This window comes from Massilia sp. Root133 (genome assembly GCF_001426525.1).
GTDB lineage: Bacteria > Pseudomonadota > Gammaproteobacteria > Burkholderiales > Burkholderiaceae_D > Telluria > Telluria orientalis.
The window spans coordinates 226,724-239,026 of record NZ_LMEW01000001.1; the positions used below are offsets into that span (position 1 = coordinate 226,724).

Genomic DNA, 12,303 nt, shown 5'->3' on the forward strand with positions numbered 1-12,303 from the left:
CGCTGTTGATTAATGGACTATTAACGCTCGTCTCGTACATACATAATTGTTCGACCTACTACGGTTACCGATCCGCGTTCACGCAGGCGCTGCAAGCCGTCGGGACCTTCTCGAACAAAACGGAGACGATGATGCAACTGAATAGCACGCTGGCCCTGACGCTGGGTCTGCTGTTCTCGCTGGGCGCGAACGCTGAGACATACCGCTGGGATAACGTCGCCATGGGCAGCGGCGGTTTTGTCAGCGGTGTCGTTCCCAGCAAACTGGAGCGCGGCGTGATCTACGCCCGCACCGACGTGGGCGGTTCCTACCGTTGGGATGCCCATAACGAACGCTGGGTCGCGCTGACGGACTGGATCAGCGAAAGCGATACCGGCCTGATGGGCGTCGAGTCGATCGCGGTCGACCCGCGCAACCCGGGCACCGTCTACATGCTGGCCGGCACCAGCTACTTCAGCAACGGCAAGACCGTGATCATGCGCTCCACCGACTACGGCCAGCATTTCGACCTGGTCGACGTGACGGCCCAGTTCAAGGCCCACGGCAATGGCATGGGCCGCTCGAACGGCGAACGACTGCAGGTCGACCCGGGCTCGAGCAACGTCCTGTTCGTCGGTACGCGCGACAACGGCCTGTTCAAGAGCGTCGATTCAGGCGCGACCTGGACTCATGTGAACGGGCTGAACGTGGCCTCGACGCCCAACGGCAACGGCATCAGCTTCGTGCTGCTCGATCCGACCAGCGTCAGCGGCGGGACGGCCAAGCGCATTGTCGTCGGCGTATCGCGTTACGGCTCGGTCGGGCCGAACCTGTACATGAGCAAGGACGGCGGCATCACCTTCGCCCCGGTCGCGGGTGCGCCGGCGAACCTGATGCCGCAGCGCGCGGCATTGACGAACAAGGGCCGCCTGTACCTGACCTATGCCAACGGCGCCGGACCGCACGGCCAGAGCGACAGCGAACCGATGACCACGGGCCAGGTCTGGGAATACAACATGGTCGGCGGCGCCTGGACCAACATCACGCCGGCAGGCATGACCAATGCGTTCGCCGGCATCAGCGTCGACCCGGGCAATCCGAAGCACCTGATCGCGTCGACCACCAATATGTACTGGCTACAGCACAGGAACCCGGACGGGTACGGCGACCACATCTTCACCTCCTACGACGCCGGCCGCTCCTGGGTCGACCTGATGCAACGCGGCATGGAGATCGACCCGAACGGTATCGACTGGGTCAAGGAATCCTCGATCCACTGGGCCGGCGACGTCGAGTTCGACCCGTTCGATTCGAAGACCGCGTGGGTGATCTCGGGTAACGGCGTGTTCAGGACCACCGATCTCGACGCAACGACGAGCGTCTGGAAGTTCGACGTGAAAGGCATGGAAGAGACCGGTTCGTTCGCCGCCGAGGCCATCCCGGGCGGCCCGTTCGTGTCGGTCATCGGCGACTACGACGGCTTCACCCAGCCCGATCCGTCCCAGTACGCCCTGCGCCATTCCCCAGGCGTCGGCACGACGACCGGCCTGGCCGTGGCGCCGAAGGCGACGCACGTGATGGCGCGGGTCGGCTCGAACGCCATGTACATCTCGACCAATACGGGCGCAAGCTGGCAAAAGGCGCCGACCATGAACGGCAAGTTCGGGAACCTGGCGCTGTCGGCCGATGGCGCCGTGCTGCTGCACAGCCCGGACGGCTCGACCACCACGTATCGCTCGACCGATTTCGGCGCCAACTGGGCGCCGGTGGCAGGCCTGTCCGTGAAGGACGCCTATCCGGTCGCCGACCGGGTCAACCCGGCCAAGTTCTACGTCTACGACATCGGCATGGGCAAGATGCTGGTCAGCACCGACGGCGGCGTGTCGTTCAACGCCACGGCCACCCTGCCGGCCGGCGGCAACAGCCTCGTGCGCGCCACGCCCGGCATCGAGGGCGACGTGTGGGCCTGCGTAGGTTCGAAGGGCATCTCCCATTCGACCGATTCGGGCGCCACGTTCACCAGCGTCGGCGGGATCGGCTCCTGCGGCACCATGGGCCTGGGCAAGGAAGCACCTGGCGCCAGCTATCCGACGCTCTACATGTGGGGTATGGTGGGCACGTCGCGAGGCCTGTTGCGCTCGATCGACATGGGCGCCCACTGGGACCGCGTCAACGACGACGCCCATCAATACGGCGGCACGCTGGGACGCTGGGTCACCGGCGACATGAACACGTATGGCCTGGTCTACATGAGCACCAACGGCCGCGGCATCGCCTACGGCAAGATCGATCCGACCGGCGACGTGCAAGTGGTGCCGCAAGTGCCCGTCAAGCCGGCGCCCACCGCCGTGTGCACGTACGAACTCTCCAGCACCTGGTGGGGCGGCGGCATCGCCACTGTCTCGATCACCAACCAGGGGACGGAGACGCTGCATGGCTGGGAAGTGTCCTGGACCTACAGCGACGGCACGTTCGTGTCGGGCAGCGCGTGGAACGGGGTCGTGACGGGCAGCGCGCCGACATTCACCGCGTCGGACGGCGGCGGCTGGAACAAGGACATCGCGCCGGGCGGCACGGCCTCGCTCGGCTTCGTCATCGCGGGCCAGGATGCGCTGAACGCGACGATCCCGAAAGTGACCGGCGACATCTGCAAATAACGAACCCTGACCCAGCAAAGATACCCACCATGAAAAAGACTCTGTTTGCATTGATTGCCAGCGCCAGCCTGATGCTGGCCGGCGCCGCCAACGCCGGTATCCTCGGCTTCGAGGACGTGGCCACGGACGGTGACTTCGCCGGCCTGGGCGACATCAATCCGTACGCCGGCCTGACCTTCAGCGACGACTGGTTTGCCGGCGACACCGGCATCGACGGCTACGGCAACGGCGCCCACGGCGGCACGCATTTCGCCGTGAACGGCTTTGGCTCCGATGGCGCCACCATCGGCAGCGCCACGCCGTTCAATTTTGCCGGCGCGTGGTTCGCGGCGCCGGACGGTGCTGCCGACAAGGCGTCGTGGATCGCCATCGCCGCCTATGACGCCGCCAATCACCTCATCGGCACGACCGGTAAGGTCGCGATCGGCAGCAGCTACACGTGGGCGGCCGCGGCATTCGACAACGTGTCGTCGCTGACCATCACGCGCGATACCGGCTGGTTCGTCATGGACGACTTCACCACCGCCGCTTCCGTTCCCCCCAGCGGCACGGTGCCCGAGCCGGCCAGCCCGCTGGTGCTCGGCCTGGGTGCGTTCGCCCTGATCCTGGGCCGCGCGCGCCGCCGCAAGGCGCCTGGCTCGGCGGCGTGAGGCCGGTCCGGCATTGAATCGTCGGGCCGGCACGGCGTGCCGGTTCCACAGATGCCCGCCGAGCACGGCGCCATCGTGGCATTGCCGCGGAAGGCCACGACGTCCGCCACGCGCCGCGGTTCACGCTCACGCTCGCGTAGAGCCCGAACAGGAACAGTGCGAGGACGGTGCGCGATCATCTGCCGTGCGATGGAACGCGTGTTCAGCGGTACGAGCGGTCGTCAGGCGTGCGCGCAGGCGCATGAACGGCGTCTCCACGCAGCGGTACAGCACCCAGCCGCCGGCGATGCCCGCGCCCATGACGGCGACGACGGTGAGCGGTGCGCCCGCATCGATGTGCAGGCGCTCGATGTGCGGCCGCAGCGCCATGAACACGGGCTTGTGCACGAGGTAGACGGCGTACGACCACAGCGCGAGCTGCGACGCGCCGGGGATGTCGATGCGGTTCAGGATGCAGGCGGGGGACAGCGCCGCGCACGTCATCAGTCCGAAGCCGAGTGCCAGCAGCGAGAAGCCGAACGTCGACGTGACGGCTGTCGTTGGCCAGTCGAGGTGGATGCAGGTCAGGATGCCGACGCTCAGCGCGAGGCCCGCCGCGCACAGCGCGTTCGCATGGCGCAGCAGGCGAGTGAATGCGTGCGGATGGACGTTGCGCAGCAGGGCGATGGCGACGCCGGGCAGCAGTTCGTCGGCGCGGCAGAAGCTCGAATAATAAACCTCGGCCATGAACGCATCGTGCCCGTGCAGCGCATACGCCGCGGCGCGCGTGGCCATGCCCGCGACGATGCCGCCCACGAGCAGGCCCCACGCGAGCCGCACGGGAAAGCCAATGCACGCGAGGGCCAGCACGACGAGGGGCAGCAGCACATAAAACTGCTCCTCGATGCACAGCGACCAGGAGTGGGTAAACGTCTGGCCGTAGGCGAGCCCGAAGTTCTGCGTGAACGTCAGGAAGCGCCACGGCGCCGCCATGCCCGAACCGCCGAGCGGCGCGCCGGGGAACAACCAGTACACCACCAGTACGACGTAGTAATTGGGCAGCGTCCGCAGGAGGCGCCTCACGAAGAAGGTCTTCAGCGACAGGGATTCTCCGCGCGCGGCAGGGGCGAGCAGCTGGTTGCCGATCAGGTAGCCGCTCAATACGAAGAACAGGTCGACGCCGGCCCAGCCGACCTTGCCGACGACCCCGAACGTGGGTGCGTGGCTGACGAAGCCCGTGTAGTGGCTCGTCAGGACGAGCAGGATGGCGGCGGCGCGCAGCAGGTCGAGGCCGCGCAGGCGGTAAGTGGAAGCAGATTGGGTCATGGGTGTGTATGCAAGGCCAGCGCCTGCGTCAGCGCCGGCATGTAGGTACGGCTCGCGCGCAGCAAGGTGCCGTCGCGCAGGCGCAGCATGGCGTCGCGGTTCGTCAGCGCGCGCAGTTCGGCGACCACGTCCAGGCGCACGATGCTGGACCGGTGCACGCGCTGGAACCGGGCCGGATCGAGGCGCCGGGCCAGTTCCTGCAGCGGTTCGCGCACGAGGTAGGTCTTGCCGCCGGCGTGCAGCGTGGCGTAGTCGCCGTCGGCCTCGATGCGTTCCACAGCGGCCGCGTCGACGATTACCGTGCGGGTACCGGCGCGCACCGTGAAGCTGCGCGTCCATGTGGGCGGTGCCGCGGGACGAAGGCGGCTCATGGCCGTGCGGGCGCGGTCCAGTGCGTCGTCCAGGCGGTCGTCGTCGACGGGTTTCAACAGATAGTCGAGGGCGGCCAGGTCGAAGGCGCGCACGGCGAAGGTGTCGTGGGCCGTGAGCAGGATCGCCAGCGGACGCGTGGCGCGGGGCAGGGCGGCCAGCATGTCGAGGCCGTTCTTGCCGGGCATCTCGACGTCGACGAACACGAGATCGGGCCGGATCGCCGCGAGGCCGGCGGCGGCCGTGTCGCCGTCGCCGTATTCCGCCACCAGTTCCAGGTCCGCGTGGCGCGCCAGCCGCGCCTTCACGGCGAGCCGGGCCAGCGGTTCGTCGTCGACGATCGCGACGCGCATCATGCCGCCACCTCAGTGTTCACCCTGAGGGGCAACGTCAGCGACACGTGGAAGCGGCCGTCGTCGCGCCAGCCCGCGTCCACCCGCTGGGCGTCGCCGTACAAATGGCGCAGGCGGTTCGCAACGTTGGCCAGGCCGATGCCGCCGCCGGCCTGCGTCGGCTGCGTGCCGTCGTTGCGCACGTCCACGCGCAGGTGGTCGTCCACACGCGCGACGCGGATGTCGATGCGCCCCGCAGCGGAGGACACCCCGGCCATGGGCGCGATGCCGTGGCGGACCGCGTTCTCGACGAGCGGCTGCAGCATCAGGTAGGGCACGGCGGCATCGAGCAGGTCGGGCCCCGCATGCATCGCCAGTTGCAGGCGCTCGCCGAGACGCGCCTTTTCGATGTCGAGATAGGCTTCCGTCAGCGCCAGTTCCTCGGCCAGCGTGTGCTCGTGGCGGCCGTCGTGCGCCAGCGTGGCACGGAGAAAATCGGACACGCGGGCGAGCATGCGGTTCGCGTCGCGGTTGGCGCCGGCCGCGACGAGGGCCGACACCGCGTTCAGCGTGTTGAACAGGAAGTGCGGATTGACCTGCAGGCGCAGCGCGCGCAGTTCCGCGTCGCGCGCGTCCGCGAGCGCCTGCGCGAGGCGCAGCCGGGTGCGCTGCAGCGACAGGTAGTACACGGCCACCGCATGCATCGCGCAGAACGCGACCAGCGCGAGCCAGCAGCCGTCCAGGCCGCGCAGGAGGTCGTCCCAGTGGTAGCCCGTCTCCAGCCCGAGCGCGATCGACAGCCACTGGCCCAGCAGCGAGTTCGCGACCGCCATCGCATACGACGCCGCGAGCAGGATCAGCGTCATCGTCCACCATGCGCGGCCCTGGCGCCACAACGCGCGCTGCAGCAGGACCAGCGGCACGGTCCAGACGGCGCAAGCGACGAAGAACAGCGTGCGAAACATGGGCGCGTAACCGTGGCCCAGCGCAGGCAGGCCGAGGATCACCATGCAGGTGAACACCGGCAGGGCGGCGAGGACGGGGACGAGCAGGGGCGTGTCTTCTTTCACGGCGGCGTGGCGTATGGACGGATCGGCCATTCTAGCCCGCGTCACTGGTGGACGGAATACAGCATCGCGACAATTTTCCAGCCATCGTCCGTGCGCACGAGCTGCCACGTTTCGCTGCCGCGATTCGTCACCTTGCCGTCGGCGAGGAAGTCGAAATCGAACCACACGGAGGCGACGGTGCCGTTCGTGCGGACGCGTACGTCGTAGAAGCGCTCCTCGATCGGCCTGGCGCTATGCGAAACGAATTCGGCGAACGCCTGCCATGTCGACGGCTCCAGGCGCTGCGCGGCCGGATTGCGCGCCTTGGCCGCCGCATACGTCGGTTCGTCCAGCACGGACCACCAGCTGCCGCCTTCCTGCACGAACAGCGAGCCGAGCGTCTTGCCGTCGCGCGCGACGATGGCGGTCTGGAATTGCTGCACGAGCTGGCGGATGGCGGCATCTTCGGCATTGGCCGCGTGCGCCGGACCGGCGAGGCAGAAGGCGAGGAAGAGAGAAAACAAGGCGCGCATGGCGGCTCCCGATATGGAAAGACACCACGATAGAAGCGTTCGCGCGTGCGGGCCAGCACGCTGCGCCGGACCGTGCCGGCCATGCGGCGAACCGGTAGCGGCTCAGCGCAGCAGCGCGGCCAGCGCCGCACACGCGGCCTGCGCGCGCCCAGGCGGCACGTTCGTCACGCCCAGCAGCAGGCCGCCGGGCGCGTCGTCTTTTTGCGCGCGCCACCACGACAGGGCGGACGGCGCGAGACCCACCGTGCGTGCGTGCGCGGCCAGCGCGGCATCGTCGACGCCATCCGCCAGCGGGAGGAGCACGGACAGGCCGGCCTCGGCATGCGCCAGGCCGAGATCGCGCAGGCAGGCGCACAGCGCGGCGCGGCGCTCGGCGTACACGCGCTTCATGCGGCGCAGGTGGCGCAGGTAGTGGCCGTCGCGCAGGAATTCCTCGATGGCGAACTGGATCGCGGGTGCCGGCGCGGCCGCGGCGACATCGGCCACGGCGGCGACGGCGGGCGCCAGCGCGGGCGGCACGACGAGGAAGGCGACGCGCAGCGCCGGGGCGATCGTCTTGCTGAAGGTCCCGATGTGCAGCACGCGGCCGGCATGGTCGCGCGCCGCCAGCGCCGGCGTGGCGCGGGCTTGCAGCTGCAGCTCGCCCAGGTAGTCGTCCTCGACGATCCACGCGTTGCGCGCGGCCGCCCAATCGAGCAGCGCATGCCGGCGCGCCAGCGACAACGTCATGCCCAGCGGCGCCTGCTGCCCCGGCGTGACGACCGCCAGTGCCGCCTTCGGAGAGGACGCGATGCCCGCCGCCACGGCTAGCCCCTCCGCATCGACGGGCACCGGGACAGGCGTCACGCCGTATTGCGCGAGCACGGTACGCGCCGACGCGTAGCCGGGATGCTCGACCCATGCGCTGCGTCCTTCCAGGCGCAGCGCGCGCAGGACGAAGCCGAGCGCGGCGGCATGGCCGTTCGCGACGAACACCTGCGACGGGTGACACGCGATGCCGCGCGCGATGCCGAGGTAGGCCGCGATGGCGGCGCGCAGCACCGGTTCGCCGCGCGGATCGGGATACCCCAGCGGCTGCGCGGCCGCGGTGCGCGCGGCACGGCCCATGATGCGTGACCACGTCTTGAACGGGAACACGTCCTGGCCCGGCACGCCGACCTGGAACGGGACCGGTGCGGCGAGGCGCGGCGGCGGGGCGGCCGGGCGTTCCGGCGCCGTCCCCGCACGCACCGCCTGCCGCGCGACGCGCGTCCCGGCCGCGCCGGCGGTGACGATGAGCTGCTGGTCGCGCAGGCTGTCGTAGGCGGCGCGCACGGTGCCGCGCGCGACGCCCAGCTGCACGGCCAGGTCGTGCCAGGACGGCAGCCGGGCGCCGGGAGAGAGGCGGCCGTCGTGGATGGCGGCACCGATCGCGGCGGCGATCTGGCCGGCGACGGGCGTGCGCGCGAAGCGGTCGATGTTTATCGAAAGGTCCATGCAGTAAATGGTACAGGGATTCATGCAATTCTTGCGTCTTTGCCCTGATCCAAGTGGTCACTACGATGAAAACCTCATCCACCGTCACCATGAAGGATCCCATGACCCTCATCCACTTCATCTCCGCCCTGGCCAGCGCGCTGTTCGCCTGCGCGACCTGCGCGACCTGCGGGGCCGCGGACGACGGCGCCACGCGCGCCGCGCACGCCGGCCAGCCGCTGATCGGCCAGCCGGCGCCGGCCGCCGTCCTGCGCACGCTCGACGGCGGCACCATCGACCTCGCCACCCGCTACGGCAGGCGGCCCGTCTACCTGAAGTTCTGGGCCACGTGGTGCGCGCCGTGCCTGCAGCAGATGCCGGGCTTCGAACGCATCCACCGGCAGTACGGCAAGCGCATCGACGTCATCGCCGTCAATGCGGGTTTCAGCGACACGGAGGCCGACGTGCGCGCCTACCGCGCCCGCCACGGCCTCACGATGCCGATCGCGCTCGACGACGGCAGCCTGGGGCGCCGCCTGAACCTGCGCGTGACGCCGCAGCACGTGCTGATCGGCGCCGACGGCCGCATCGCCTACGTAGGCCATCTCGACGATGCGGCCCTGCATGCGGCGCTGGATCGCGCTGCGCAAGGCCGGGTCGCGGCGCAACCGGTCGCGCTGGCACCGCAAGCGCAGGCGGCGCGTGTGTTCCGGGTCGGCGACAAGGTGGCGGGCCTCGATCTCCCGGCCGGCGCGGCCGGCAAGCCGCGCGCGCTCGTGTTCTTTTCGCCGTGGTGCGAAACATATCTGCGCGAGACCCGTCCCGCCACCGCACGGGCCTGCCGGCGCGTGCGCGAGGACGCGACGCGCCTGATGAAACGGGGCGGCGTGGACTGGCTTGCCGTCGCCGCGCCGCTGTGGACGTCGACCGCCGAACTGGCGGCCTACGCCAAGGCCCATCCCGGCACGCCGCGGGTGGCGCTCGACCGCGACGGCGCCGCCTTCGCCGCCTTCGGCATCCGCGCGATCCCGAGCGTCGTGCTGGTCGATGCGGAGGGCCGCGTGGCGCGCGTGCTGGGACCAGAAGAACGCGGCCTCGATGCGGCGCTGCGCGCGGTGAGGGGGCAATGATGAAGAAGAGCGACATTGCCTGCCTGACGGCGCTGGCCGCGCTGTGGGGCGCATCGTATCTGTTCATGCGCGTGTGCGCCGGCGAGTTCGGCGCGATGACCTTGGCCGGTGCCCGCGCCGCCATCGCCGCCGTGTTGCTGTTGCCGCTGCTCGGCGGCGACTGGCGTGCGTTGCGCCGGCACTGGAAACCGGTGCTGCTGGTGGGCCTGACGAATTCCGCGCTGCCGTTCGTGCTGTTCGCGCTGGCGGCGCTGGGCATCAACGCGAGCCTGTCCGCGATCTTCAACGCGGCCACGCCGCTGTACGCGGCCGTCATCGGGCGCGTGTGGCTGGGCGAGGCCATCGGCCGCACGCGTGCCGCCGGGCTGGCGCTCGGCTTTTGCGGCGTGGTGTGGCTCGCCGCGGATAACGCCGGCTTCACGCCCGGCGCAGGTGCAATCGCAACCGGATGGGCCATGCTGGCATGCGTCGCGGCCACGATGCTGTACGCGTTTTCCGCCCACTTCAGCAAGCACTATCTCGCGACCGTGCCGCCGCTGGCCGTCGCCGCCGGCAGCCAGCTGGCCGCCGCGCTCATGCTGGCACCGGCAGCACTGGCCCTGCATCCGGCCACGCCGCCGTCGCCCCGTGCGTGGGGCGCGCTGCTGTGCCTGGGCGCGCTGTGCACGGCGCTCGCGTACGTGCTGTTCTTCCGCCTGATCGCCCGCGTGGGCGCGGCGCGGACGATGGCCGTGCCGTTCCTCGTACCCGCGTTCGGCGTGCTGTGGGGCGTGCTGTTCCTCGGCGAGACTTTCACGACCGCGATGGCGGCCGGCAGCGCCCTGATCGTGATGGGGACGGCGCTGGCCACTGGCCTGATCAACCCTGCGCGGCGGCCAGCAGCGCATCCGCTTCCGCGGCCCGGCGCGCGGCCGGACGCGAACTGACGCGGTCGATGTAGGCCATGATCTCGGGCAGTTCCGGCACCAGCTTGAACATCGTGGCCCAGCCGAGCGAGATGCCCCACAGGACGTCGGCGGCGGAGAAGCGTTCGCCCAGCAGGTACGGGCCCGCGCGCAATTGGGCAGTCAACGCGGCCAGCATCGTGTCGAAGTCGCCGTACGGGCACATCATCGGCGGCGCGGGCTCGCGTTTCATCGCGAGGTCTGTGATCGCCGGCTCGAACGACGAACCGTAGAACGCGAGCCAGCGCAGATAGGGACCGCGCAGCGGATCGTCCAGCGCGGGCGCGAGACCCGCTTGCGGGAACAGGTCGGCCAGGTAGATGAAGACGGCCGGCTGCTCCGTGACGAGGGCATCGCCGTGGCGGATGGCGGGGACCTTGCCCATCGGGTTGATGGCCAGGTACTCCGGCGCGCGCTGCTCGTTCTTCTTGAGGTTCAGCACGTGCAGGTCGTAGGGGGCGCCGAGTTCTTCGAGCAGGATGCGGGCCGCGCCGGAGCGCGAATTCGGAGCGTGGAACAGGGTCGGGTTCATGGGGTCCTCGGGATGGCGGTGAGCCGACAGATTAGGCTTGCCTGCCGCCGCGGTCTAGGAAAAACGCGAATGCTAGAATGCCCCGATGAGCCATCTCCCCACCGTCACCGACCGCGCCAAGGGCGTCGTCGCGCCTGCCCTCGCCGGCAAGATGTTCCGGCTCGGCCGCTACCTGCCGCCGCCGGACCTGGCGCCGTTCCTCGACCACTACTGGATCGTCGAGTGGGACTTGCAGGGCCGCCCGGCACACACGCAGCGCACCTTGCCTTACCCGTGCGTGCACATCGTGTTCGACCGCGCCCGCACGGGCATCTGGGGCCTGACGACGGGCTCGTTCGATTACACATTGCAGGACGCGGGCAAGGTGTGCGGCCTGCGCTTCCGGGCCGGCGCTTTCCGCGGTTTGCTGGGCCGGCCGCTGCACACGATCACGGACAAGGTGCTGGCGCTGGGCGACGTGTTCCCGTGGGACGCGGCGGCCGCGCAGGATGCGGTGCTGGACACGGCGGACGACGCCGCGATGATCGAGGCGGCGGGGGCGCTGCTGCGAACCATGCTGCCGGCGCCCGATCCGCAGGTCGACCGGATCGCGGCCATCCTGCGTGCGGTGGAATCGACGCCCGGGCTGACGCAGGTGGAGGAACTGGCGGCGGTCGCGCAGATGGGCGTGCGCAGCCTGCAGCAGCTGTTCAGCGAGTACGTGGGCGTGAGCCCGAAATGGGCGATCCGGCGGTTTCGCCTGCACGAGGCGGCGGATCGTCTCGCGCAGGGAGGCGACGTCGACCTGGCTGCGCTGGCGCAGGGGCTCGGGTATTTCGACCAGGCGCACTTCACGTCGGATTTCCGGCGGCTCGTGGGCAAGTCGCCGGGGCGGTATCGGGAAGAGGCGCGGCAGGCGGGTGGGGCTTGAATTGGGCAACGCAACCGATCGTGCCGTCGACCGCAAGCCCGTCGCTTGGAAGCTCATGCAGCTCATCACGACGTTTGCCGTGCCGTCTTTGCTTGTTGGCGGCCTACGCCTGGCAGCGTACGCTCAACGAGAAACGCCCAGAGGCGACGGGACAATGGGTCAAGTCGTCTTCTCGGTATTCTTCGCGTTGTCCATGTGGTCACTGACGATCATGATGACTGCGCGCCGTCGCATGGGCGTCGTTCGCTGGATCGGTGGGGCCTACATCGCGCTGCTGATCCTCATCAGCCTCGCCGCCCTGTGCTTCCTTATCGATGGCATGAAGGCGGGTAACGCGACGGACGCCGCACTCGCGGCCGGCGCTACCCTGGTCATCGTCGCCGAATGCTGGTGGCTGTATGCGTTTGCCTTTTCGGCGGAAGCCGCGCGTTATGTCGATCCTGCATGAACTTGATTGT

12 protein-coding genes are annotated in these 12,303 nt (G+C 69.4%); 6 read left to right on the forward strand and 6 right to left on the reverse strand.

Annotated elements, in window-relative coordinates; genetic code table 11:
- Positions 1-128 precede the first annotated feature (128 nt).
- Together ASD28_RS01060 and ASD28_RS01065 are read left to right on the forward strand one after the other, a co-directional pair.
- Complete coding sequence (locus ASD28_RS01060) at positions 129-2,636, forward strand: cellulose binding domain-containing protein (protein ID WP_082579091.1); 2,508 nt, start codon at positions 129-131, stop codon at positions 2,634-2,636.
- Between the two features lie 29 nt (positions 2,637-2,665).
- Positions 2,666-3,286: a PEP-CTERM sorting domain-containing protein gene (locus ASD28_RS01065; protein WP_056122642.1), complete on the forward strand. Its 621-nt coding sequence runs from the start codon at positions 2,666-2,668 to the stop codon at positions 3,284-3,286.
- Positions 3,287-3,412: 126 nt separating this feature from the next.
- Here ASD28_RS01065 and ASD28_RS01070 read toward each other — a convergent pair whose 3' ends face one another.
- From ASD28_RS01070 to ASD28_RS01090, 5 genes are all read right to left on the reverse strand, one after another.
- Positions 3,413-4,591 (reverse strand): acyltransferase, encoded by a 1,179-nt coding sequence (locus tag ASD28_RS01070; protein ID WP_056122645.1) that lies wholly within the window; start codon positions 4,589-4,591, stop codon positions 3,413-3,415.
- Positions 4,588-5,316: a LytTR family DNA-binding domain-containing protein gene (locus ASD28_RS01075; protein ID WP_056122647.1), complete on the reverse strand. Its 729-nt coding sequence runs from the start codon at positions 5,314-5,316 to the stop codon at positions 4,588-4,590. Before ASD28_RS01075 ends, ASD28_RS01070 begins: the two co-directional genes overlap by 4 nt.
- Positions 5,313-6,392, reverse strand: a complete 1,080-nt coding sequence (locus ASD28_RS01080; RefSeq protein WP_229412372.1) for a histidine kinase — start codon at positions 6,390-6,392, stop codon at positions 5,313-5,315. Before ASD28_RS01080 ends, ASD28_RS01075 begins: the two co-directional genes overlap by 4 nt.
- 11 nt (positions 6,393-6,403) lie before the next feature.
- Positions 6,404-6,874, reverse strand: coding sequence for a nuclear transport factor 2 family protein (locus ASD28_RS01085; RefSeq protein ID WP_056122650.1), 471 nt, complete (start codon positions 6,872-6,874; stop codon positions 6,404-6,406).
- Positions 6,875-6,976: 102 nt separating this feature from the next.
- The gene (locus tag ASD28_RS01090) at positions 6,977-8,350 is read right to left on the reverse strand and encodes a PLP-dependent aminotransferase family protein (protein WP_056122653.1); all 1,374 of its coding nucleotides are present in this window, start codon (positions 8,348-8,350) and stop codon (positions 6,977-6,979) included.
- 65 nt (positions 8,351-8,415) lie between these two features.
- On the opposite strand from ASD28_RS01090, the gene ASD28_RS01095 reads away from it, so the two are divergent.
- Both ASD28_RS01095 and ASD28_RS01100 read left to right on the forward strand, forming a co-directional pair.
- Positions 8,416-9,459 (forward strand): TlpA disulfide reductase family protein, encoded by a 1,044-nt coding sequence (locus tag ASD28_RS01095; RefSeq protein WP_082579092.1) that lies wholly within the window; start codon positions 8,416-8,418, stop codon positions 9,457-9,459.
- Positions 9,456-10,385 carry a DMT family transporter gene (locus ASD28_RS01100; RefSeq protein WP_307166723.1) on the forward strand — a complete coding sequence of 310 codons (930 nt, stop codon included), beginning with the start codon at positions 9,456-9,458 and terminating at the stop codon, positions 10,383-10,385. The genes ASD28_RS01095 and ASD28_RS01100 overlap by 4 nt, the downstream gene beginning before the upstream one ends.
- Here ASD28_RS01100 and ASD28_RS01105 read toward each other — a convergent pair.
- Positions 10,318-10,935 (reverse strand): glutathione S-transferase family protein, encoded by a 618-nt coding sequence (locus ASD28_RS01105; RefSeq protein ID WP_056122659.1) that lies wholly within the window; start codon positions 10,933-10,935, stop codon positions 10,318-10,320. The two genes, ASD28_RS01100 and ASD28_RS01105, sit on opposite strands and share 68 nt — an antisense overlap.
- Positions 10,936-11,020: 85 nt before the next feature.
- Here ASD28_RS01105 and ASD28_RS01110 point away from each other — a divergent pair, with 85 nt between their 5' ends.
- Together ASD28_RS01110 and ASD28_RS01115 are read left to right on the forward strand one after the other, a co-directional pair.
- Positions 11,021-11,845: an AraC family transcriptional regulator gene (locus ASD28_RS01110; protein WP_056122663.1), complete on the forward strand. Its 825-nt coding sequence runs from the start codon at positions 11,021-11,023 to the stop codon at positions 11,843-11,845.
- Positions 11,846-11,900: 55 nt separating this feature from the next.
- On the forward strand, positions 11,901-12,293 hold the full coding sequence (locus tag ASD28_RS01115) for a hypothetical protein (protein WP_156650874.1): 393 nt from the start codon (positions 11,901-11,903) through the stop codon (positions 12,291-12,293).
- Positions 12,294-12,303 lie beyond the last annotated feature (10 nt).

Coding starts and splice junctions, on each gene's coding strand:
- ASD28_RS01090 (WP_056122653.1), bottom strand. CDS start 8,350: ATGGACCTTTCGATAAACATCGACCGCTTCGCGCGCACGCCCGTCGCC.
- ASD28_RS01085 (WP_056122650.1), bottom strand. CDS start 6,874: ATGCGCGCCTTGTTTTCTCTCTTCCTCGCCTTCTGCCTCGCCGGTCCG.
- ASD28_RS01070 (WP_056122645.1), bottom strand. CDS start 4,591: ATGACCCAATCTGCTTCCACTTACCGCCTGCGCGGCCTCGACCTGCTG.
- ASD28_RS01100 (WP_307166723.1), top strand. CDS start 9,456: ATGATGAAGAAGAGCGACATTGCCTGCCTGACGGCGCTGGCCGCGCTG.
- ASD28_RS01080 (WP_229412372.1), bottom strand. CDS start 6,392: ATGGCCGATCCGTCCATACGCCACGCCGCCGTGAAAGAAGACACGCCC.
- ASD28_RS01110 (WP_056122663.1), top strand. CDS start 11,021: ATGAGCCATCTCCCCACCGTCACCGACCGCGCCAAGGGCGTCGTCGCG.
- ASD28_RS01115 (WP_156650874.1), top strand. CDS start 11,901: ATGCAGCTCATCACGACGTTTGCCGTGCCGTCTTTGCTTGTTGGCGGC.
- ASD28_RS01065 (WP_056122642.1), top strand. CDS start 2,666: ATGAAAAAGACTCTGTTTGCATTGATTGCCAGCGCCAGCCTGATGCTG.
- ASD28_RS01095 (WP_082579092.1), top strand. CDS start 8,416: ATGAAAACCTCATCCACCGTCACCATGAAGGATCCCATGACCCTCATC.
- ASD28_RS01060 (WP_082579091.1), top strand. CDS start 129: ATGATGCAACTGAATAGCACGCTGGCCCTGACGCTGGGTCTGCTGTTC.
- ASD28_RS01105 (WP_056122659.1), bottom strand. CDS start 10,935: ATGAACCCGACCCTGTTCCACGCTCCGAATTCGCGCTCCGGCGCGGCC.
- ASD28_RS01075 (WP_056122647.1), bottom strand. CDS start 5,316: ATGATGCGCGTCGCGATCGTCGACGACGAACCGCTGGCCCGGCTCGCC.